21 protein-coding genes are annotated in these 22,567 nt (G+C 49.0%); 11 read left to right on the top strand and 10 right to left on the bottom strand.

The annotated features are described in order from the left end of the window. Positions 1 to 5: 5 nt before the first annotated feature. On the bottom strand, positions 6 to 1,007 hold the full coding sequence (locus tag AC27N8_RS20450) for a sensor histidine kinase (RefSeq protein WP_487069254.1): 1,002 nt from the start codon (positions 1,005 to 1,007) through the stop codon (positions 6 to 8). Positions 1,008 to 1,379: 372 nt separating this feature from the next. Here AC27N8_RS20450 and AC27N8_RS20445 point away from each other — a divergent pair, with 372 nt between their 5' ends. After that, on the top strand, positions 1,380 to 1,850 hold the full coding sequence (locus AC27N8_RS20445; RefSeq protein ID WP_487069253.1) for a MerR family transcriptional regulator: 471 nt from the start codon (positions 1,380 to 1,382) through the stop codon (positions 1,848 to 1,850). Between the two features lie 18 nt (positions 1,851 to 1,868). Here the strand turns inward: AC27N8_RS20445 and AC27N8_RS20440 are convergent, their stop codons facing one another. Beyond that, positions 1,869 to 2,186: a type II toxin-antitoxin system Phd/YefM family antitoxin gene (locus AC27N8_RS20440; RefSeq protein WP_487069252.1), complete on the bottom strand. Its 318-nt coding sequence runs from the start codon at positions 2,184 to 2,186 to the stop codon at positions 1,869 to 1,871. 671 nt (positions 2,187 to 2,857) lie between these two features. On the opposite strand from AC27N8_RS20440, the gene AC27N8_RS20435 reads away from it, so the two are divergent. The 3 genes from AC27N8_RS20435 to AC27N8_RS20425 all read left to right on the top strand — a co-directional run bounded on the left by AC27N8_RS20435 (position 2,858) and on the right by AC27N8_RS20425 (position 6,602). Next, a complete protein-coding gene (locus AC27N8_RS20435; RefSeq protein WP_487069251.1) occupies positions 2,858 to 3,169 on the top strand; it encodes a hypothetical protein in 312 nt (103 codons plus the stop codon). Between the two features lie 194 nt (positions 3,170 to 3,363). Beyond that, complete coding sequence (locus AC27N8_RS20430) at positions 3,364 to 4,845, top strand: aldehyde dehydrogenase family protein (RefSeq protein ID WP_487069250.1); 1,482 nt, start codon at positions 3,364 to 3,366, stop codon at positions 4,843 to 4,845. A 512-nt stretch (positions 4,846 to 5,357) separates the two neighbouring features. Next, positions 5,358 to 6,602: an erythromycin esterase family protein gene (locus AC27N8_RS20425; RefSeq protein WP_487069249.1), complete on the top strand. Its 1,245-nt coding sequence runs from the start codon at positions 5,358 to 5,360 to the stop codon at positions 6,600 to 6,602. 55 nt (positions 6,603 to 6,657) lie between these two features. On the opposite strand, the gene AC27N8_RS20420 is transcribed toward AC27N8_RS20425, so the two are convergent. Next, positions 6,658 to 7,920 carry a DUF4388 domain-containing protein gene (locus AC27N8_RS20420; RefSeq protein ID WP_487069248.1) on the bottom strand — a complete coding sequence of 421 codons (1,263 nt, stop codon included), beginning with the start codon at positions 7,918 to 7,920 and terminating at the stop codon, positions 6,658 to 6,660. Between the two features lie 299 nt (positions 7,921 to 8,219). On the opposite strand from AC27N8_RS20420, the gene AC27N8_RS20415 reads away from it, so the two are divergent. The 3 genes from AC27N8_RS20415 to AC27N8_RS20405 are packed head-to-tail and all read left to right on the top strand — an operon-like array spanning position 8,220 to position 10,525. After that, positions 8,220 to 8,930, top strand: a complete 711-nt coding sequence (locus AC27N8_RS20415) for an SDR family NAD(P)-dependent oxidoreductase (protein ID WP_487069247.1) — start codon at positions 8,220 to 8,222, stop codon at positions 8,928 to 8,930. Between the two features lie 57 nt (positions 8,931 to 8,987). Then, complete coding sequence (locus AC27N8_RS20410; RefSeq protein WP_487069246.1) at positions 8,988 to 9,425, top strand: 6-carboxytetrahydropterin synthase; 438 nt, start codon at positions 8,988 to 8,990, stop codon at positions 9,423 to 9,425. Beyond that, positions 9,422 to 10,525, top strand: coding sequence for a glycosyltransferase family 4 protein (locus AC27N8_RS20405; RefSeq protein WP_487069245.1), 1,104 nt, complete (start codon positions 9,422 to 9,424; stop codon positions 10,523 to 10,525). The genes AC27N8_RS20410 and AC27N8_RS20405 overlap by 4 nt, the downstream gene beginning before the upstream one ends. A gap of 74 nt (positions 10,526 to 10,599) precedes the next feature. Here the strand turns inward: AC27N8_RS20405 and AC27N8_RS20400 are convergent, their stop codons facing one another. Further along, complete coding sequence (locus AC27N8_RS20400) at positions 10,600 to 10,797, bottom strand: hypothetical protein (RefSeq protein ID WP_487069244.1); 198 nt, start codon at positions 10,795 to 10,797, stop codon at positions 10,600 to 10,602. A 58-nt stretch (positions 10,798 to 10,855) separates the two neighbouring features. Next, entirely contained in the window at positions 10,856 to 11,449 is a 594-nt protein-coding gene (locus tag AC27N8_RS20395; RefSeq protein WP_487069243.1) for a TetR/AcrR family transcriptional regulator, read from the bottom strand. Positions 11,450 to 11,715: 266 nt separating this feature from the next. Here AC27N8_RS20395 and AC27N8_RS20390 point away from each other — a divergent pair, with 266 nt between their 5' ends. Further along, the gene (locus AC27N8_RS20390) at positions 11,716 to 12,174 is read left to right on the top strand and encodes a nitroreductase family deazaflavin-dependent oxidoreductase (RefSeq protein ID WP_487069242.1); all 459 of its coding nucleotides are present in this window, start codon (positions 11,716 to 11,718) and stop codon (positions 12,172 to 12,174) included. Between the two features lie 150 nt (positions 12,175 to 12,324). On the opposite strand, the gene AC27N8_RS20385 is transcribed toward AC27N8_RS20390, so the two are convergent. Continuing rightward, positions 12,325 to 13,722, bottom strand: coding sequence for a glutamine synthetase family protein (locus AC27N8_RS20385; protein ID WP_487069241.1), 1,398 nt, complete (start codon positions 13,720 to 13,722; stop codon positions 12,325 to 12,327). Positions 13,723 to 14,064: 342 nt separating this feature from the next. Here AC27N8_RS20385 and xylB point away from each other — a divergent pair, with 342 nt between their 5' ends. Then, the gene (gene xylB, locus AC27N8_RS20380; protein ID WP_487069240.1) at positions 14,065 to 15,522 is read left to right on the top strand and encodes a xylulokinase; all 1,458 of its coding nucleotides are present in this window, start codon (positions 14,065 to 14,067) and stop codon (positions 15,520 to 15,522) included. After that, positions 15,523 to 15,786 (top strand): hypothetical protein, encoded by a 264-nt coding sequence (locus tag AC27N8_RS20375; RefSeq protein ID WP_487069239.1) that lies wholly within the window; start codon positions 15,523 to 15,525, stop codon positions 15,784 to 15,786. Between the two features lie 103 nt (positions 15,787 to 15,889). Here the strand turns inward: AC27N8_RS20375 and AC27N8_RS20370 are convergent, their stop codons facing one another. The 3 genes from AC27N8_RS20370 to AC27N8_RS20360 all read right to left on the bottom strand — a co-directional run bounded on the left by AC27N8_RS20370 (position 15,890) and on the right by AC27N8_RS20360 (position 20,291). Continuing rightward, positions 15,890 to 17,170: a M16 family metallopeptidase gene (locus AC27N8_RS20370; protein ID WP_487069238.1), complete on the bottom strand. Its 1,281-nt coding sequence runs from the start codon at positions 17,168 to 17,170 to the stop codon at positions 15,890 to 15,892. A gap of 147 nt (positions 17,171 to 17,317) precedes the next feature. Next, complete coding sequence (locus AC27N8_RS20365) at positions 17,318 to 17,998, bottom strand: fused MFS/spermidine synthase (protein ID WP_487069237.1); 681 nt, start codon at positions 17,996 to 17,998, stop codon at positions 17,318 to 17,320. A gap of 106 nt (positions 17,999 to 18,104) precedes the next feature. Beyond that, positions 18,105 to 20,291 (bottom strand): tetratricopeptide repeat protein, encoded by a 2,187-nt coding sequence (locus AC27N8_RS20360; protein ID WP_487069236.1) that lies wholly within the window; start codon positions 20,289 to 20,291, stop codon positions 18,105 to 18,107. A 223-nt stretch (positions 20,292 to 20,514) separates the two neighbouring features. Between AC27N8_RS20360 and fmt the strand changes: the two genes are divergently transcribed. Beyond that, positions 20,515 to 21,489: a methionyl-tRNA formyltransferase gene (gene fmt, locus AC27N8_RS20355; protein WP_487069235.1), complete on the top strand. Its 975-nt coding sequence runs from the start codon at positions 20,515 to 20,517 to the stop codon at positions 21,487 to 21,489. 157 nt (positions 21,490 to 21,646) lie between these two features. Here the strand turns inward: fmt and AC27N8_RS20350 are convergent, their stop codons facing one another. Then, the gene (locus tag AC27N8_RS20350; RefSeq protein ID WP_487069234.1) at positions 21,647 to 22,549 is read right to left on the bottom strand and encodes an undecaprenyl-diphosphate phosphatase; all 903 of its coding nucleotides are present in this window, start codon (positions 22,547 to 22,549) and stop codon (positions 21,647 to 21,649) included. Positions 22,550 to 22,567: the final 18 nt, after the last annotated feature.

The following is a 22,567-nucleotide window of genomic DNA, read 5'->3' as shown; positions in this document are numbered from 1 at the left end:
GATGCTTATTCACGCCTGGAAGAATATTCCTTATCTGGGTCGGTAACTATGGGTAGGGTAAAACGGAAGGTGCTTCCTTGTCCGTCGATGCCAGCGCTCTCGACCCAGATCTTTCCCTGCATGCCTTCCACGAGCTGTTTGCAGATAGACAGTCCCAGACCGGTGCCACGCACTTTGCCGGCGACGTTGCGTTGTAGGCGTACAAATTGCTCAAAGATACGTGTTTGATCCTCTAGCGGAATGCCTGGACCGGTATCCTGGATACTGATACATATATGCTGTCTGGATAGGATATCAGGCTCGGCCTTGATCATAATTGGTGAGGCTGCGGGCGCGTATTTAAAGACATTATTGAGTAACTGATAGAAGATTTTGTGCAGGCTCTGGCTGTTGGCATACATCATGAGATCGGATTTGGCTTGAATGCAGATGCGTTGCCTCTCCTGCCTGGGTATGGCGGCTGAGGCGCAGATTTCCTGGATGATCTCTTTGACGCGATATGGCTGGCTTTGTATGGGTATCTGGCAGAAGTCAGTATCGACCTCCTGTAAAATAGTATTGACAATCGAGCAGAGATCTTCGCAACAACTAAGAGCATTGCGCACATAGGCTGCATGCTTTTCGTACTCCAGTGAACCGTTTTGCTCAAAAATCACCTGTAACAGCTCAAAGTAGCCATAGGCAACCGTGAGAGGTGTTCTCAGTTCATGGTTGACGTTCGTTAAAAATTGCTCTTTGGCGCGTTCGAATTGAAGCGCTTGTTCATTGGCAAGAGCGATCTGGCGTGTCAGCTCTTCGGATTGTAGTTGTATATACTTTACTGGTTTATTGGTTATTTGGAACGAGATGATTCCTGCTCCGACTGCTAGTATCACCAGCACTCCCGACAATAAGAGAGCAATGATATTCCGCTGATGCCATAACTCATCGCCTAAGACGAGATAGCAACTGAAAATAACAACAAAAGAACTTACATAACAAGTGAGTACTCCTTTTTTTGTCATCATCCACTTGGCATCCATAGCATCACTTCCCTTTTTTGTTAGAACATTGCATTCTCATTCATTGATATAACAAAGTTAAAATAATTTTAATTTATTTGTAAGCATAGCATAATCACAAAAGTCCCCACAAGTGTTTCCTGGCATAAAGCAAAAAATTCCTAGAAAAGATAGTAATACCTGTTGAAAAAGCCTGAAATATGATAATACAGTGATGTTTTTAAAGTGGAGCATGCTGAGTACTAGTACTTAATTATGATCGAGGCGTTTGCATGGTTTTTGTGTGAGCAGTTAAAGGATAATCGATGAGCCTGCGTGCGCTATAATATCTGTGGGATGAATGAGGATAGTAGTAAATAGTAAAGAAAAGGTGATGTTATGGTAGGTAAACCGGCAGGCGGACGTTTCGCGTTTATTGATGCCAGCGCTACGGCTCAGCGTTTAGGGATAGATCGTGTCACATTGGATTTGTGGGTTAAAGAGGGAAGGCTTAAAGCTCGTGGCGGCTTTTTTCGCGCCAGCGATGTTGAGGCTCTGAACAATGAGCTGCATCCAGCCTCTGATGTGGCTGATGTGGTGGCCGAAGATGAGCAGGATAGTGCCGGTAATACAAATTTAGCCACGCCTGCTCGTAAAAAGCAAGATCCGCAAATGCGAGTCTATCTCCGCTTGCAGGCGGATACAAAATGGTTTGATATCTCCGATGATGATATCCAGACCTGGTTTAAGCAGCTAGCCCCCGATGGCTTTGAACGCAATAAGCGCAATGTGGAACATACTATTCGTAAGCTCCAATTAATCACAAGTTTAATTGAAGATGCCCAGAAGCGTGAGGCTGAACAAGCTTGATGGGCGCAATGATGTCGGTTACATCGACTCGCGTTCTTCGTCGTCCCAGCCTAACTCTTGCTTGATCTGCTCAAGCGAGATCAATGGTTGTGTCTTCATGCCTTTTTGTGCGAGGAGAAAAGATGCCATGAATTTCTCGTTATGCAGAATCTCGAGTGTCTGGTTCAGCGATTCGATCGCTTCACGCATTTGTATGTAGCTATTGATGGATAAGATTGCCATAATATGAACATCATTCTGGGTTACGACAATAGGCTCATCTTTGTCTTGTAACAACTGGGGTAATGAGCTCAATTGTTCTCGTACCTCGGCTAGAGATAGCGTACGTTCAGTCATGTCGCCCTCTTCGCGTAAAATAGACTGTTTAATGTATGATAATTTGTTCAGAGGATGGATGTACCGAGACAAAAGTCCTTTCTTATTATACGTTAATTATCAATGCTTGTTGCAATAGAACTTTCAATTTGTCATGATATGTAACTATTGTATTTGTATACGTTATACGTTTGTTTGTAAGGTTGCCAGGACTGAGCGTTTTTTCAATGCCTTGTGATTATGCGTCTTGCACGGTATGCGCGACCTGTAGAAATAGACAGGTCTGATACAGGTAGTTTCAGCCGCTTAAAAGACTGGTGGAAATAGCGGTGTCGTGCGGGATTGTCCCGACTATACTATGCATGTGTAGAGGCCCCACCAGTATGGCACCAACGTAAAGTCAAGCGCTGATTGTGGAACCCGGCGGGCGACAAGCGTTCGTAGCAGAATGTGTGCGTGCAATTTGTCTGTGGGCGAGGCATGATAATGAAGCACAAAGCACAAACTCTGTGAACGAGATGGATCATCGGATATGGTTCGGATGGTGTCATGCTGATGGAGAACTCTGAGAGACACTTTGATCCCACTGGCCTTTAAATAGGTCGGCACGCATCTTTTGTTGAGTCGATGTGCCTCCGAATGGTGCGTGGTTAGGATATATTGAGGCAACAGCTTTTTCTGCAAAGGAGAGTATGATGGGACAATGGGCATATAAGGTAGTCTACGTCGATTATCGTGGACGTATCTCCTGTGAAGGTGTCGAGACATTGATCGGGAATGAGCGGCGCAGTTCGTTTGTACGACGTTACTTTAATAGTATTGGTCATGATAGCTGGGAACTGGTAAGTGTACAGCCTTTGACGTCGAATTCAGCATATTATGTATTTAAGCGTCCCGCGCAAGAAGGAGATTATGTCGAGGAGACCCCGCCAGCAGCGGCTCAAGAGACTCCTCCAGCTTCTCCAGCCACCGGCAGTAGTGGCCCCACAGTAGAGAGCGTCTAAGCTAAAAAAGAGGTGCGGTCTGATAAAACCAGACCGCACCTCTTTTTGTTGGCATGAACATCACCTCGTAATTGAACAGCATCCTCCCTCTGCTATAATGATTTTGAGATGGGAAGGTCACTATGGCACGCGAAAGAGATCCAATTCACTATGATTACCATTGATTGGTGTGTGCTGTTAACCAGGAGATATTTATGACACCGACTTCTTCAACGGAAATTCCTACTTATCAGAACTTCATTGCAGGCCAATGGTGTGATGCGCACAGTGGTGAAACATTCATGAGTACTAATCCTGCGCATCCTCAGCAGATCATTGGGCATTATCAGCTTTCCTCTATGGAGGACCTTGAGGATGCGGTGACTGCCGCAACTCAAGCTCAGCGAGCATGGGCTGCTACGCCAGCTCCGTTACGTGGAGATATTCTCTTGCGTACTGCCTCGTTGTTGGAGCAACGACATGAGGAACTGGCCACTTTAATGACACGTGAAATGGGCAAGATCCTCAAGGAGACACGTGGAGATATTCAGGTAGCGATCGATGTCGCCAGGTTTGTGGCTGGCGAGGGACGTCGCGCCGAGGGCGAGACGGTTCCTTCGGCTCTTCCCAATAAATTTTGCCTGACAATCCGGCATCCTGTCGGAATTGTTGGTATCATCACTCCCTGGAATTTTCCACTTGCCATACCTGCCTGGAAGACGTTTCCTGCCTTGTTGGCAGGAAACGCAGTCGTGCTGAAACCTGCCAGCGATACTCCGTTATTGACCCTCAAGTTGGCTGAAATCCTGCATGAGGCTGGCCTACCCGCTGGTGTTTTTAATGTGATCACAGGTCCAGGCGGGACATTGGGCGACGCTCTGGCGAGTCATAAGCGTGTCAATATGATCTCTTTGACCGGGTCGACCGAAGTAGGACGTCATGTGGGCGAGATCTGCGCCAGGGACTTGCGGCGTTGTGCTCTGGAATTGGGTGGCAAAAATGCTGTGATTGTGATGGACGATGCCGATCTGGATCTGGCTGTTAATAATATCACGCTTGGTGCTTTCGGAACGACAGGACAGCGTTGCACAGCGACCAGTCGCGTCATTGTGCATCGTGCCGTTTATCAATCCTTTGCCGAACGTATGGTCGCAGCGGCTGAACAGCTTCGCGTTGGCGATGGCCTGAATGCTCAAGTCGATGTTGGACCGTTGGTCAATCGTGGACGCGTAGGGGCGGTCCATGCATACACGCATGTTGGGAAGGATGAGGGTGCCCGCTTGCTCACAGGAGGAACTCCGCTGACAGGGGAGGCATATGATGAAGGCGCATACTATCAACCGACGATCTTTGGCGACGTCCAACCAGAGATGCGTATCGCACGCGAAGAGGTCTTTGGTCCCTTTCTCTCTTTGATCCCTATCGACTCGTATGAGGAAGCTATAGAGGTTGCCAATGCAACAGAATATGGACTTTCAACGGGTATCTTTACTGAAAGCGCTCGTCTCTCTTTCCGTGCCATGCGTGATATAGAGTCCGGTCTGGTCTATATCAACGCAGCAACTACCGGCTCTGAGATCCATTTGCCCTTTGGCGGTATGAAAAGTAGCGGCAATGGACATCGTGAGCTTGGCACCGAAGGGGTGGACGAGTTTAGCGAGATTAAAAGCGTTTTTATCTCTTATCCAGCGAAGTAGAGATCATCTCAGCTCATGAGCTGATTGCTAAAATAGCAGGATACTTTTTTTCTTAATGGCTCCGTCGATGTGACGGAGCCATTTTTGATGACTCTGTTGAGGCTATTCAGCACTGGAGTGCGCATTTCTGCGCACTTGCCGACTTTTTTTCAGATAGAAAGAATAGTATATTAAGTGTAGTTAAGTAGATCTGCTTATTTGGTATTACCATACTATCCATCTATGGAATTTTTCTCTTGCGTCAATTTGCCTGACTTTTAGAAATGTATGAGAAAGATATCGTCTTTAGCTTAGATAGCCTCTACACGATCTTTTTTCTTTATCAAGTTAACTCATGGATTGTATGATCTGGTTTTGTCACACGGACTGCATAATAGCGTTGTAAAGTACACAAGAACATTTTTGGAACAAATACTGCCTTTAATTCGTATAGATAGAGTAAGAGTTAATGGATGGTAATGTGGCAATTTGTTGGATAGAGCTCCTGTTTAGTGGCTGATAAGGTGAGGTATATGCAAGATCTGCGTGTCGATGTGATTGAGTGGTTGAAAAAAGAGGCCATTGCGTTTACAAGTTCTGTACCTGATGGCGCGATGACCGATCTGCTTCCCTTCGGGGAGATCGTAGATGATGCCCGTGTGGTGGTTTGTGGAGAAGCTACGTATGGAACACATGAGTTTTTTAGCTTGAAGCATCGCCTGTGGAAGTTTCTGGTTGAGCAGAAAGGGTTTACGCTCTTTGCAATAGAGGATGGTTTGGTTGAAGTCAATGATCTTAATCAATATGTATTGACAGGGAAAGGTGATCTTGTCCAGTTGCTGGCCGGTCTGCGGTTCTGGATCTGGCGAACGCAAGAGATGGTTGATCTGGTACGTTGGATGCGCTCTTATAATGAGCAGCGAGGTAAGCGACCAGCCATCCAATTGCTCGGTTTAGATATGCAATCGTGCGACAATATGATCATGGAAGTGCTGACCTATATCGATAAAGTTGATGCATCCGCAGGAGATGAGTTTCGTGATCTCTATGCTGACTTCTGGCTATTTCGGGAGCGATTATCGAGTTATGCAGATGAGCCATTGCAATTTAAAAATACGTGTTGGTCACAGCTCAAGCATGCTCAAGAACTTCTACTGGCCCAGCGTAAGAGATACGAAGCGCGATCCTCACCACGTGAATTTGCTTATATTCTGCAATGTGCAGATTGTCTTTTGCAAGCTGAAAAGATGTTTTCTGTACAGAAGTATGAAATCCGCAGGCAATTTATGGCTGAAAATGCAGCCTGGCATTTAGATCAGGCGGATGCAAAAGCGAAAATGTTCATCTGGACACACAATGAACTGGCTGCGGCGCCGTACGATGAAAGTAGTCCCCGTTCTCTTGGTTCTTGTTTACATCAGAAATACGGCAAAGAATTTAAAACGTTTGCTATGCTGGTTGGGCAGGGGACTTTCAACGCACAAGATCCAACTCAGCCCAGAAAGATCATGACCCATGCCTTAGGCTCTCCCTTAATCGCCAGCTACGAGCATATATTCAATGCTGTTGGACTACCTCGCATGCTTATCGACCTCCAGGATTTGTCGCAAGAGCTGTATAAGTGGTTGTCCGAGCCGCATATGTACAGGTCTGTAGGGATTGTTGCTGCAAAGAATGTTGCGAATTATTGGGTGGAAGCGCGTTTGCCACAAGCCTTTGATGGTATTTTCTATCTACAAAGCTCTACGCCGACGCAGCTTTTAGCTCTTGAAGAGTAGGCAAGGCGGACGAGACAATGAAAACATCCGTCTTATCCAGACATGGCGATTAATATCATGACTCGCTGCGTTGTAGCGCAAACTGTTCGAACATCGCTTCCCAGACCTCCTGGTTTTCGATGCGCTCGCGGGGGTTCGCTACACGCCCATTGATCATTTCAAAGATGCAACTGAGCAGGCTTTGAAGCACCATGGATGCCTCATCATAGAAGCCGGCAGCTTTTTTGATGTCACCGTTGAGGATTTCATAGCATAATGCGGTGAAGTTTGCAACGTCGATATGATTGTGATCGACACGAAACTCGTAGCTACCCATATGCCAGAGGTTTTCATTGATCATCAGAGCTTGTAACGTATTGGTATCCAGTTCGACTCCATTGACGCGGCAGGTCTCCTTTAGCGCATCCATGGTCCAATTGATAAAGACTACCATGGTTGGAAGTTGCTCTGTTGGAGTACGTTTGGTCTCCCATTCCTGTTCCATACGGCTGATGAGGTTGAGAAGCTCAAAATTTTCGAGGCGTAACTTTTCGGCCGGATCAGGGAGGCGTACCTTACGACCATTGGTATTCTGCGTTTCTTGATAAACGGGTAGGAGAAAACGGTTGCGTGTCAGTTGACCCAGTTCACGGGCAACGTCGAGTTCAGGGCGGCGCAAGGCGCTGGCGATCCTGCGGACACGACGATAAAGATTGACGTGGGTGAACAGCTCGAGGCTGCGAATATCAAAGCGCATCGCAGATGCGATGGTGGGGGCGAGTTGGAGCATAGTGCGCATCCCTTGTGGCAGGACTGAATTTAACTCCTGCCATTCGTCGGCGTAGCGGATCATCTCCATCGTAGCGCGTACGACCTCGATATCCAGCGAGGCTTCGCCATAAGGGAGAAGTTTTTGGACGTTTGTGCTGGCGATAAATTCGTAATTGCCATCGCTCCAGAGGGAAAGCTCACGAGCGGTCCATAGCGTTTTCATGCGTAGAGCTTCATGCAATTGTGGTTCGGTGATCACATTCATCATCACCAGACGCTCGCCGATCCGCTTGCCTAAAGGATCTTGTAATTGTTGCGCGTAGGCTTCTTCGATATGACGATAGGTGGTCATCCCCATTTGCTGTAGGACATCTCCTAGAGCTAATGCACCCGGGTCCAGTTCACTGGCGTTGGCTAGCTTTCCTTCATTGAAGTAAAGGATACCAATGCGTCCTGTGCTCTGTTTGAGATGAATTGCTCCCGTCATGCCTCCTAGCTCGACAATCTGTAAGATTTCGACCAGGCCAAAATCCTTCAAGTTGCCAGACAGAACGGTATCTGTGTTCATGCTTCCCCCGTGTACTAGCTCCATTTAGATAGGGTTGAATAATGCAATATGAATCTCTAAACGCCTTCAAAACCGTTATTTGGGCTAAGAGCCATATAAAAACGCTGCACTTGCAACTATAAACGTACTACCGTATATTTTTTAGCTGAATGCCAGGAAATATAAGGTGCATCTAGATGATAAAATTAATGGTGGGTATTCTCAATCTAAGGATACTTGTGCTTCGCATTATATCAGAGCTTACCATCTTTCAACAAGATGACCAGGCTGAAATGTTACGGGAGTGTTTATAATTGAGTATGATGAAGAATAAAATTGTGGTGATCACTGGTGCAGGTCGAGGCGTTGGACGCTCAACTGCACTACTTTTGGCCGAGGCGGGGGCTCAGGTTGTGCTCTTCAGTCGGACCCAGTCTCAATTAGATGAGGTGACAAGCGAGATTGCACACAATGGTGGGCAGGCTCTCGCTATCGTTGGAGACGTCTCACATGAGGAAGATGTACTGCAACTTTTTCAGCGTGTCAAAGAGACATATGGTCGGGTTGATGTTTTGATTAATTCTGCTGCGATTGTGGCGGTCAAGCCGTTTTTTGAGATGGATACGGCTACCTGGGATCAGGTGCTTGGGATTAATCTGCGCGGTACCTTTCTCTGTTGCCGTGAAGCGTTTCGGCTGATGATGCATGAGCAACAGGGGGTGATCATTAATATTTCGTCACTTTCTGGTGTGAAAGGCGTGGAGAAGTTCCCCGGAATGAGTGCCTATAACGTCTCAAAATCAGGAGTCGCTGGCCTTACCGAAATATTAGCGGTAGAAGGGAAACCCTATAATATCCGTGTCTGTGCGGTTAGCCCGGGGGCTGTCGATACCGATATGCTGCGGCAAGCGGCACCTCATCTCAAAGCGGGTATGACTCCAGCTGATCTGGCTGAGATTCTGCTCTATCTGGCTGATGACTCAGGACGTATGTATAACGGTAGCAATCTTGAACTCTTTACCAATGCATAGCTTTTTGACTACCTGAGACTATGTAGCTCTCTCTTTTGACCATGGAGGACAATATATATGGTCTATCTGACCCGTCGCGCTACCTTTAGTGCGGCGCATCGCTTATGGAGCGATCATCTGACTGAAGCAGAAAACTATAGTGTCTACGCTAAATGCGCGAACGCCAATGGACATGGACATAACTATATTCTTGAGGTGACAGTACGCGGTGAGCCTGATCCGACTACGGGTATGGTGATTAATCTGACGGATATGAAGAAGATTACCAGTGAGCGTGTTATCGACTGGGTAGATCATAAGCATCTTAACTATGATGTCCCCTGGCTTGAGGGCGTGATACCAACCGCTGAGATGCTGGCGATAAAGTTTTGGGAACGACTTGAGCCCGATTTTCCAGCAGGTTTATTGTATGAAGTGAAGATCCATGAAACTGAAAATAATAGCGCTGCTTATCGCGGGGAGCGCGATGGTAGGAGAAATGTAGGAATTGCATGAGGATCGCATTGATTGCGCCATTAGTGACACCGATCTCTCAACCATTTACGGGTGGTGCACAGGCTATGGTTGCCTATCTTGCTCAGGGGCTGGTACAGCTTGGACATCAGGTCACGCTGTTTGCACGCGAAGGCTCGTTTGTGCCTGGAGTGACCATCGAGCCAGTTAACGTACCTGCCAGTGTAACACCGTCGAGTTTCGCGGAGCCGGGCCGAGAGCAGTCGCTTGATCCAGGCTTTATGGCACAGGCAAACGTCTTCTTTGAACTCTTTTTACGCCTGCGGCAGAGAGTGGCCGAATTTGATGTAGTCCATGCGCATGCCTTTGATTGGCCAAGCTTTTCTTGTAGCACATTGATTACGGCCATTCCAGTGATTCATACCGTTCATCTGCCCGCTATCTCGCCAGAGATCAACGAAGTTCTGTGTATCCTGGAGCGTCAACAACATCCCGTGACATTAATCACCGTCTCCGAGGCGTGTGCGCAGGATTACGCTGCATACACCTCATTTGATAAAGTCATCCATAACGGCCTGGAGATTGAAAAGATCCCCTTTGTGGCTCATGTAGCATCTGACGCTCCCCTCCTCTTTGCTGGACGCATCACGCCGGAAAAAGGCGTGGAGGCAGCTCTGGAGATCGCAGAGCGTTCAGGACGCCGTCTATTGCTTGCCGGGGGGATCTACGATGCGGGATATTATACCGAGCGTATTCTTCCTCGCCTGGAGGAGCAGAGGGATCGTTTTACCTATCTGGGGCAATTGGATCATGCATCTCTATGGAAATTGATGGGCGAGGTTCAAGGATTGCTTTTCCCCATCGCCTGGGATGAGCCTTTTGGCCTGACTCCTGTTGAGGCGATGGCTGCCGGTACGCCCGTGATCGCTTTTCAACGCGGCGCAACTGCGGAGGTTATCTGGCATGGCAAGACTGGCTTCCTGATTCCTCCCGGTGATTGTGTCCAGGCTGCGGCTGCGGTAGAGCATCTGGTCGAGATTGACCGTCGGCAATGTCGTGACTACGTTGAAGAGCGCTTCTCAATGCGTCAAATGTTGGATGCCTATGAAGGTGTCTATGAACAACTTGCTCGTCAGCATTAGCTGAGATGCTTGCTGGCATCTACTACTCTGTCAAGATACATAGGGCAAAGAAGGATGACCCCTTGCCCTAGTCGTCAATGCTCACCGACGTAGCGGCGTGGCTCCGCCGTGCTGTCACTGGACGCACGAACACGTCCCACCGTGGGAAGATCGCTCAATGGAACCTCATGAGGAGCGTGGTCGTGCGAGTCACAGACAGCACGGCGGAGCCGCGCCGCTACGTCGGGGAGCGTCTCACCCCATTGCCTTCCGGAGCTGTTTTGGATGCACATCACCGATACTGCATCGGCGCGATGACCTTGGACAAGGTATTACGCTTGGGGCAAGGATTTAGTTAGATGTCGGGCCTATCATTGCAATCTGCTCTACCCCTTGCATCATGACCAATAAGACTGCACGTGCCATTTCATCTGAAGAGAGGGTGGTTAGTTTCTGACTGTGTTGTATGCCAGCTCCTAAAATAACCTGACTCATAATATGAGCGATCGTCTCCAATGGTACCTCTGGGCGACTTACTGCATGCTGTTTTAGCCACTCCAGCAGGATTTCGACCATTCTTTCCTGGATTGCACGCTCGAATTGTAGTGCTATATTCTCAGTGAAATGCATATAACTATAGCTGCTATCGAAGTAATCCAGCACAGAGCGAATGAAAAGTTGTAGTGCCTCCCGATCCCACTGAGTGACTGGAGGAAGAGTGTTCAGAGTATGTCCCATCTCTTCACAACTGACCATTTCCAGCAGGGCATATTTATCTGTAAAATGCGCATAAAAGGTTCCCCGATTGACATTGGCTCGATCAGCTACATCTTGAACACTTAGCGCAGAAAATCTTTTCTCCTGTAAGATTTCAATAAACGCCTGCTTTAATAGCTGCCGTGTCCTTTGGGCACGTCGATCCTGATTTTTGGGGATGGTGGCCATGACACGTGTCTCCTCTCTGCTCGACTTTTACCAATCTGCTCGCGAGTAAACTTGTTGTTTGCCAACAGATTTTTATTAGTGTTCCCTATCCAACAAAAAATTACGATTGCTGATTGATTGTCCTCTGCTTGCAGATTACTATGATAAATGATGTTTGTTGGATAAGCAACTATACAGCACTGAACACTAGATGATGGATACCGTATCCAACATGGAGATAGATGCATGCCGGGAACGATAAAATTTATTGAGTAGGAGTTAAAATTATGTCGGCAAATAGTCCAGGGGTCAAGAAAAACCTTAATAATCGCTTCACGCGTTTCTTTATGAAAGTGCATGTCGGCCTCTATCGACGTACGAATGGTGCGATTGGAGGGAAGATGGGAGGAGGATCTTTGCTGCTTCTCAGCACAATTGGTAGAAAAAGTGGTCAGGAGCGTACGAGACCTGTACTCTATGTAAGAGATAACAACGATTATATTATCATTGCTTCTTATGGAGGAGCCCCACGAGATCCAGATTGGGTCCGCAATATAGAAGCAAATCATCAGGCGAAGATACAAGTTGGGCCTGATGTGATTGATGTGGCTGCGCGCAAGGCGAACCCGGAAGAGCGGGAGCGTCTCTGGGCGATGATAACCAGTCAGTATAAAGCTTTTGCCAGCTATCAAACAAAGACAGCTCGCGAAATACCAGTGGTTATTCTAACTCCGATGATGGCATAGAAGTACCACTTTATAGGCTAAACGAGGGGCCATGTTTAATTCTGATCTGTCTGTACGCTTCTGATAAAAAGGTCGGTCGTCCCATACACTGGAGGGTGGGTGAGGTACTGTCTAAGCGATATATAGACGACAGTACCTCATGCCTCTGGCTTAGAATTGGGGTAGATAGCGTTCGATCTCCCATTGATGGACCTGTTGACGATACTCGGTCCATTCGATGTTTTTGGCATCGATGAAGCCTTCATAGATTGTATCCCCGAGGACATCGCGTATAAGAGGGTCCTCGCGCATGCTATCCAATGCTTCACCCAGAGTTGCGGGCAGGAGGCGTGAACGTGGCCTTAAACGTTCGCTATCGTCTTGCAAGAAGATACTCTCATCCATGGCAGGGGGGAGCGTGAGCTGATTGCGGATGCCTTCCAGGCCCGCGTGGAGCATGACGGCCAGTGCTAGATGAGGATTACAACTGGGATCGGTGCAGCGTAGCTCGATACGCATAGATGTTTCCATGTCGCGGCCCGGACGCGGGACGCGGATTAATGCCTGACGATTTACTCGTCCCCAGTTGATGAAGACCGGGGCTTCATAACCTCGTACCAAGCGCTTATAAGAATTTACCAGAGGAGCGAGAATGGCACACATCGAGCGTGCATGAGAGAGTTGTCCGGCAATGAAGCCACGTCCGATCTCTGAGAGTCCATATTCGCCTTGCTCATCCACAAAAGCATTTTTACCCGTGTCCAGATTGATCAGCTGTTGATGGATATGGAGCCCCGAGCCGTTGGTGCGATAAAAGGGCTTGGGAAGAAACGTGGCATAGAGATTATGCTGAGCGGCGATGGCTTTGATGACGTATTTTGCTGTCATCAAACTATCGGCTGTACGTAGTGCGTCACTGGCCTCAAGATCGATTTCGTGTTGTCCCGCAGCTACTTCGTGATGGCTCCCATCAATTTTGATGCCCATACTTTGTAGGGCGTGGACCATTTCGTTGCGTATGGCAATCGTCGATTGTGTAGAGAGATCAAAGTAACTTCCCGGATCGTCCTGTAGGGGAATGGGCTTTTTATCTTCAAATTGTAAGAGAAAAAATTCTAATTCAGGTCCCACTTGATATTTGAAGCCCATCTTGCGTGCCTCCGCCAGCACTCTGGACAGTGCTCCACGCGGATCACCTTCGAAACGTTCGCCATCAGGTTCGCGGATATCGCAAATCACACGGGCAATGACATCGTCATTGCGGATGTCCGGCTGGCGGCTGTTGGCGGCTGGCTGCATACGTACGTTTCCTGGCAGAAGTGCAAAGGTGGCAAGATCAGGATACAAATACATATCGCTCTCAACAACGCGTGCTATATTTTCTAAAGCGGAACCATCAAACCATTTTCCGTGTCGTACACATTCGGGAAGTTGTTCGGCTGGGATTGTGACACATTTTGCAACACCAACCACATCAGTGAATTCCAGGTTCACGAAACGGACATGTTCATTTTTGATGGTTGCCATTACTTGTTCATTAATAGTATGGTCTGCTCTTCTCTCGGCCATGTTACTCTGCTCCTTTGCGTCATCGCTATCTATTTTATCGTCTACTTTGACGATGACGGTCACTCTGTGTATGATGTATCTTTATAATTTCATGCGATACAAGTGAAGTTACTGTTGAAGTTATTCCGCCGATCTGATGATATACCAGCTCCTTTTTGGCTAGAAGTTTTTTTATAGAGATAGCGGATCAATATTACTGTAACGATCTATTCTATTGTATAGCATCAATATTAATAAAAGGGGATTTTTTGAACCGATTTGGATGGCTTCTCTTTTTTGGTGAGAAGCAGTTATTTTGAGCCATGCAGAAGATTTCTCTTTGCGTATGGCCAGGAGTCTTGTATGATGGAGCCACAAAGAATGATAGATGTCACGCTTGGCATTGATCTGGGGACCAGTTCGGTGAAGGTGCTGGCGCTGGATATGGCAGGACAGATTGTGGGTTCAGGCAGAGCTGATTATCAGGTGCAAGCGCCTCGGAGAGGTTGGTCCGAGTGCGATCCCGAGTTATGGTGGTCTGCTGTGCTATCGGCCGTACAGAACGTGCTTACCCGAGATTCCTCACTGAATGTCCGTGCTATTGGTCTTTCGGGCCAGATGCATGGTATGGTGCTGATTGATGCTGACAATCGCGTGCTTCGGCCCGCTATGCTCTGGTCCGATACACGTGCGGAGGCGGAGCTTGAGCTTTATCGCCAGCTACCTGATGAGATGCTTCAACACCTGGCGAATCCGTTGGTTCCTGGCATGACTGGTCCTATGTTATGCTGGCTGGCCCGTCATGAGCCGGATGTTTATCAAGCTACGCGTTGGGTTCTCCAGCCCAAAGATTGGATACGTTTGCGTTTGACTGATCTGATCAATGCTGAACGGAGCGATGCCTCTGCGACCTTGCTTTATGATATCGCTGCGGATGGTTGGGCGGACGATGTGATTACAACGCTTGGTTTGCGCTCCGAAATCTTTCCTGCTATTTTGTTGTCGGCGACGCAGGCTGGAACGCTCAGTGCACGGGCGGCACGCAAGCTTGGATTGCCTATCGGCTTACCGATCGCGGCGGGAGCGTCAGATACTGCCGCCGCAGCTCTGGGGACTGGCCTGTTTGATGCTGGCAATGTGCAATTAACAGTCGGCACTGGCGCTCAATTGATACAGATCTGTGCGCAACCTATTGTGGATGCAACGTTTCGTACACATCTCTACCGCGCCGCAGATGGATCTCACTGGTATACGATGGCGGCTGTCCAGAACGCTGGCCTGGCGCTTGATTGGGTATGTCGCATGCTGAATGCCAGTTGGGATGAGTTGTATGGTTGTGCTACCCACGTATCTCCTGGTTCAGATGGCCTGCTTTTTTATCCCTATCTCACACGCGAACGGCCTCATCATCCTAATCCCGCCAGTCAGGGAGCCTGGCTACAGATGCGCATCGATCATCGACGCGAGCATCTGTTACATGCGGCTCTGGAAGGGGTCGCTTTTGGTATTAGAGAGGCGCTCGCTGCTCTCTCCGGAGTAGATGCGCTTGCCCCCTTGCGACTGGTCGGTGGAGGAGGACAGCATCCTGCATGGCGTCAAATGCTTGCAAACATCTTGCATCGCGAACTGCTCGTTGTTGATGCACCAGATGCCTCAGCTCGTGGAGCGGCTCTGCTGGGCGGTCTGGCAAGTGGCATCTGGTCAGACATCTCTGCGATTGAGGCCATTACTCCCCAGCCATCGAGCACCATTGCCTTCGATGCCGATCAGGCGGCTCTCTACGATCTTCTCTATGTTCAATATTTGCAGTCTATATTCTGATTGGTCGAGTATATAGCCCAATACTTCTCGAAGAAGAGTGAAATATTCTTTCGCTCAACGCATTTTAAGCTCACCGACGTAGCGGCGCGGCTCCGCCGTGCTGTCTGTGACTCGTATGATTCGGCTCGGGGGCGCCTCTCAAGGGAAGGCTGTCTCAATGGAACCCCATGTGGAGCGTGGTCGGACGAGTCACAGACAGCACGGCGGAGCCGCGCCGCTACGTCGGTTGGCTTGCTCTCTTTGGGGAGGCGTATTGCTCTCTGAGAAGTATTGGAGTATATAACCTGCCGGCAAAAAGGAGATTGTCCGCTCCATATATCTATGTGCAGACAATCTCCTGTGTATGCTTGGTTGTTGGGCCGGGCTTTTAGGATAAGCTATCGCCGACCAGTTCTTCCTGTGAGAGAGGGCCGATGGCGGCGATCGTCATAGGATTGACTGGCGAGAAGCGCTGCAAGACACTCAGGATCTGTTCCTGTGTGACAGCATCGATAGCATCTTTGATCTCCTGGATCGTTTTGACGTTACGCTCGTACCACCAGGTGCGTAAGAGAAGGCTCATGCGAGCTGCCGATCCTTCTCCATGCATGACATTTTCGCTCTTCAATTGCACTTTTGTACGTTCGAGCTCGTCGGCGGTGATGCCTTCTTTCTCCAGCTTACGCAGTTCGTTGAGGATTACCTCAAGGCACTCGTGAGCTTGCTCGGGTGTGGTTCCGGCGTAGACGCGTAAGGCTCCAATATGCTTGTTGCCCGATAGGCCAGCCGACACGCTATAGACCAGACCACGCTTTTCACGCACTTCGACAAAGAGTCGAGATGCCATGGAGCCGCCGAGTACTTCGGCAATGACCAGCGCGGCATAATAATCGGGATCGGTATACTTGGGAAATGGAACCATGAGTGCGATATGCTCTTGTTGTCCTTCGCGGAACTCTACCGAGATGCTCTGCTCAGGATGCGGCGTGAGTTCGGGGGAAGGTGCTGCCTCTCCTTGCCAGTCTCCGAAGAGCTGTTCTAACTTCTCAACCACATGATCCCAGTCAAATTTGCCTGCAATGGCGAAGAGCACGTTATTGGGTTGATAGCGTGTCTGCCAGAAGTCCCGTAGATCTTGCTGCTGCAATTTCTGCAAGCTCTCGTTGGTGCCGAGCATCAAGCGACTCAGCGGCGTCCCTTTATAGAAATTGGCTCGTACCAGCTCGAAGATGCGTCCCATTGGCTCATCATCGCGGCGGCGAATCTCTTGCAGCACCAGATCGCGCATCTGACTGACCTCGTTACGTGGGAAGGTCGGTGTCAGCAGGATATCACGAAAGAGGTCGATGGTGGCATCGAACTTGGTATTGACGATTTGTCCCCAGACCATCGCAGTTTCCAGACTCGTACTGGCTCCTTTGCGTGCGCCTAGCGATTCAAAGGCTTCATTCAGTGCGCGAGCATCCTTTGTTTTTGTGCCCTGAAAGAGCATGTATTCAAAGAGATGGGCAAGTCCCTGCTTCTCCTCCGGCTCGTGGATGATGGCAGCATCCAACTGGAAACCAAAGCTGATCGAGTTGAGGCTTGGCGTGTACTGACCGATAAGCTCTATACCATTTGATAATTTGTGGTAGAAATAGTTGGGGGGTAGCCCCTGTTGATCACTCATCTCTTTGGAACAGTCCTTTCTTAGACAGGAGTGACGGCCGTATGTGAAACATGGTTAGTATATCACAAGGGAATGTCGGTATGCTTAAAATACTCTATTGCCTGTGAAGAAGATATTACCGCCTCAAAAGATGTCCATCTGTGGAAATCAGAGGCTTGCTCTTCTGGTTGAGAGGTAGCCAAGAACAGAAAAGATGAAGAGGGTAAGGGCGGTAATCAGGAATGTTTGCATCGTTCCCAGATAAGGCAGTAGGACGAGGACGGGCAGAAATGTTCCAACGACACTGCCAGCCGTTGAGATGGCATACAGTTGACCTGAGATACGACCCGCTTTTCCCACCTGCTGCATTCGTATCCGGATAGCGAAGGGAGAGACACAGCCGAGCAATATGGTCGGTAGCGCAAAGAAAGCGATCATTGAGAGGAGAGATCCATAGAGGACCCCGTAAGCGTCGTCTGAGAAGGCTACTTGTGCCCAGGTCATCAATGGGATGGCAATCAGGGGAATCAGTGCAATCAGGAGTGAGGTGGCGGCTGTGATCGCGTAGAGGAATATGGGGCGAGGATAACGATCAGAGAGCTGTCCACCGACGTAGTAGCCAACGGTGAGATACAGCAGAATTAATCCGATGATACTGGACCAGACAAAGAGTGAGTCTCCGAAATAGGGTGCAAGCAGGCGCGACGCAGCCATCTCGATGGAGAGGGAGGCGGCACCCGCTACAAATACCAGCAGTAAGACTAACCAACCCTGTAGGGAGTGTTGTCCGGATGTTACTACCGTCTCGTCTGTTACAAGTATCTCCTGCGGATTCGTCGTAGAGGCCATGCGATGAAACTCTCTTTCGTTTCAGTCTAACGTGATCTGCTTAGATGTCAGACGATCCATGGAAGGCTGACATCTATAAATATAGCATGTGCTCGCAATGATAGCGTTATTGTCTCACATCTGAGGGGAGAAAGCGAGCGAGTACCTGTGGCTGCATCTGCAAGGCTTCGACGCAGAGTTGTGTATATTTTTCTGATCCCATTTTTTGCTCGATCGCGACCAGAAAGCGCTCCAGTAGAGACGTCGTTGGATCTTGTTGGGACTGACGAATTTGCAGCGCTGAGAACAGGATGGCCAGGGCTTCCTGATAGTGGCGCTCCTCATAGAGTAGCATCCCAAGATTGGTTAAAATCATCCCTGCATATTGCTGATGCTCTATTTGAGCGGCGAGCGCCAGAGCTTTGGTATAATAGGTGTGGGCTTGCGTATAGTCACGAGCATGCTGTGAGAGTAGGCCCAGGTTGTGATAAATGACGCTTTTCAATTGTGGGTCGGATGGTTGAGCACTGAGCGATAAGGCGGTTTCAAAGTTTTGTCGCGCTTGCTGATAATCCCCGTGAATGCGCAGGAGTTCTCCCTGATTTGTCAGAGATACAGCCTCTCCATGCTTATTGCCAATTTCACGTTGGAGCGTGATCGCTTTATCGAAGTAGACTTTACTCTGCTGATACTCGCCGATGCGTCCATAGAGCATCCCTACCTGACTGGAGACCAGTCCCTCATCGATTGGTCTCAGGATACCAAATGGTGGCAGCATAGCTGTATAGAGACCTATCAACGTATTCCAGGCGCCCCATAACACCATCGTCTCGTGAAGATTCTCACGGAAGAGCAGATCGCAGGCGCGTTGCCAGCGTTGGCCCAGGCAGAGATGGCGCAAGGTTGTAATAATGGGTGCAATATCTTGCAATTTGGTGCGCTGTTCACGTGGCGGGCATTGCTCGCGGATGGTGTTTTCATAGTAGGTCGCGACCTGGACATGTCCGGCGATCAGAGCACTTTTCAGCTGCTCTTTCTGTAAATCTGACATCTGACGTGCATTGTCGGCCCATGGAGGAACATTTCCTGCTTTCCCACGCTGCGTCATATCCTCCATAAAGTGTTCTAACGTATATTGGCGCACCAATGGATGCAAGGTATAGCAAAAAGTATTGGCGGCACTGAAGAGCGTCTGGATAATTCCTAAGTGCGCAAGGAGTTGTAGCTCCTGTTCAAACACTCCCACGACATCAGCCTTCTCGTTTTGTTTTTGATCTGAGATAGTCTCACCCGTGATCGTTACGAAGATGCCTGATTTCGGAATAGGTTCGTGAAAGAGGCTTAAGGCGTGGACGATGGCGTTTTGCGTGGGATTTAAAAAATAATGGATCGCTATGATTAAATTCGCAATGACATCGCCGGACCATAACGGGCGATAGTCGGGAGAATTGAGTAAGATATCGAGTGAAATATTGCTCAGATGGACTAAGGCACTGCATAGCACCAGCGCATAAGCATGTCCAGCGCAGCGTTGCCAGATGAATGAGAGCTCTTCCTGCTTGCCCTGTACTCCACGTTGTTGCAGCAGAGCAACTCCTTCCGGCAAGCTGATCCTGGTCACCAGATAGGCGCGCACACGGGGCTGCTCAATTTTATTTTCATCATAGGGTGAGTTATAGCTTGTTAAAAGTATACGACTGGTTCCTAGATCGGTCTGGAGCATGTCCAGGAATAAAGGAAGCACGCCACGTCCCGCGACTCCTTGCTGCGTTTCAGGATGAAGGAGCAATTCAAACTGATCCAGGACCACCAGGGCGTTCTCCGCCGGACGGCGTAGTGCACGCAGCAAGGCCGATATCTGTTGCTCAGGCTTTAACAAGAAAAGCCCCTTATCCGGCATGCCAATACCTTCCAGGATCGCTGCGATAATATCTGGGAGCGTTGTATAGGTGCCAAGGGTGAGCCAGACCATGTATTTGGGAGCTGCCAGACCATTGTTTTTAGCCATCTGCAAGCGTCGATAGAGCAGCGCTGCCAGCATCGACTTGCCACTTCCCGGTGATCCAATCAGGAGGACCGCGCTGGTCTGTACATCGCCAAACATGCGCTGAATATTATTGATCTCGTCAGCTCGCTGCATCGTTATTTGTGGATCAGTGGGCGGCGGGGTCGTGGCGTTGATGCCAAAGGCGACCGTGGTTGGCCTGTCCTGCGTGATCGATACTGGTACCGGTGACGACGAAAAAACTGTATTATATGGAGACGATGCCGATTTCTTTGAGTGATAAGTGTCTTGTTGATCCCCCAGCTGCATAAAGCTCCTCCTCATTTAAACAGATAAAAGCAACTATAGCATAACCGAATTATAAGCTGAGGTGATAAAATAGCCTGAAAGTGCTAGTATGAGTTGTTGCTTTCACCCTTTGGCTTAAATAAGTAGCGTATAGATTCTCTTGACGATACTTGTTTCTTGATGAAGTTGGTGTACATATGTATGAACGTGTGTTGTGATGGTAATTTTTGTAGGGGGATAATGTATGTTACGAATCATTTACATGGGGACTCCACATTTCGCGGTACCAGCGCTCGCAGCCTTGATCGAGAGGTCTGCCCCAGGAGATCTCGTGGCTGAGGGCTATGAGATTGTGACTGTGATTACGCGGCCAGATAAGCCTGCTGGACGTGGTCGCGAGGTGATCTTTGCCCCGGTCAAGCGGCTGGCACTTGAACATGGGATACCAGTCTGGCAGCCGGGCTCACTTAAAAAAGCCGAGAATAGCGATGCTTTAGCAGCCCTGCACGCGGATTGTTATATCGTGGCGGCCTTTGGGCAGATCTTGCCGCAGAAGGTCTTGGATCAGCCACGCTATGGCACTTTAAACATACATGCATCGCTCTTGCCGAAATATCGAGGGGCAGATCCGATTGCGGAAGCTATCGTGCAGGGAGATCGCGAAACGGGCGTCTCAATCATGCTGCTGGATGCTGGGATAGATACAGGTCCCGTGCTATCTCGCCATAGCCTCACAATCGCGGCTGATGAGACCACAGGAAGCCTCACAAAGCGATTGGCTGATCTGGGCGCACAGGCACTCATAGAGACATTTCCTCGCTGGATTGCCGGAGAGATTACGCCTGAGCCGCAGGATACCTTGCGCGCGACGCATACGCATATGCTGGCTAAAGAGGATGGCTTAATTGATTGGTCCCAGCCGGCCGCAGTACTGGCACGAAAAGTGAGAGCATATCAGCCCTGGCCGGCTGCCCACACGCGTTGGCGTGGCAAATTATTGAAGATTATCGCCGCAACACCTCTGGAGGTGGAAGTAGCTTCTTCTGTCCTGCCCGGCACCGTCGGGATACGTGAAGAAGCGGGTCATAAGGTATTGACGGTTGTCACCGGCTCAGGCTTATTACTTGTCAAGCACTTGCAATTAGAAGGGAAGAAGGCTCTAAGCGCGGAAGAGTTTTTGCGTGGTTATGCTCAAATCTTAGGGGACATCCTGAGTTAACAAAAGTAGCGTCGTGCCCTCGGGCACGATGTCCCAGTTGTTCGTACGAGACAGCAGGATCTCGGAGAGCCACGCTGGCGTGTCTGATCGTACGTCGAGTGGGACATCGTGCCCGAGGGCACGACGCTACTTTATAAGGGGTAAAAGAGGTTTTAACTTATTTTCCTTGTATCATAAAAATGATGACTGAGATAAATCCCATGATCCAGCAATAATAGGCAAAGGGATCAAGTCGGCCTTTTTCAAAATATTTGGTGAGGAAGACGGTGCTCAGGTAGGCTGAGACTCCTGATAGTACCATGCCAAAAATAATCAGCCAGAATGGGAATTGACTCTGGTGGAGCAGCGAGGGTACTTCGACGAGTGAGGCTGCTAGAATAATGGGTGTTCCTAACAAGAAAGAGAAACGGGCAGCATCTTCGTGTGTAAGTTTTACGCTTAAGCCTGCGACAATCGTGGTTCCCGAACGTGAGAAGCCTGGAATGAGGGAGAGTGCTTGTGCTAATCCGACCAGGAACGCTTCTTTGATCGAGAGAGATGTAAGCGGACGAAAATGGGCTTCACGTTCTCGAGGTGAAAATGTCTTCATATTGTTCTCTGCGCGTCGACGCAGTGCCTCACCAAGGAAAAGTACTGAGCCGTTTAAAATCAGGAACGCAGCAGTATAGAGAGGGCTAGAAAATAATGCTTCTACTTTGCTTTTTAATGCGATACCGATGAGGCCAGTGGGAATACAGCCAACTAGAATTAACCAGGTGACCCATTCCTCAGTACCTCTATTTATTTTCCGTGTCCTTGCAGTGTTGCCCAGAGTCTTGAGTACCTGTAGCCAGTCGCGCCAGAAATACAGGATGAGCGCGATGCTGGTGCCAAGGTGAAGTGAAGTCACCAGTGGGAGGAAGCAACTCTTTCCTCCGCAAGCGGTTCCTTCCGTGAGATTGCCCCAGCCGATCAGGCTGGGGACAATCACTGTGTGACCAAGGCTACTGATGGGAAAAAGCTCGGTCACACCCTGGATTAATGACAGGACGATAGTCTGAATAAGCTGTTGTATGTCCATTTTGCTTAATTACTCTCT

It is taken from the genome of Dictyobacter sp. Z7_2, from assembly GCF_057551105.1.
The sequence above is the reverse complement of the archived record's forward strand: the minus strand, read 5'-3'. Positions and strand labels throughout refer to the sequence as shown.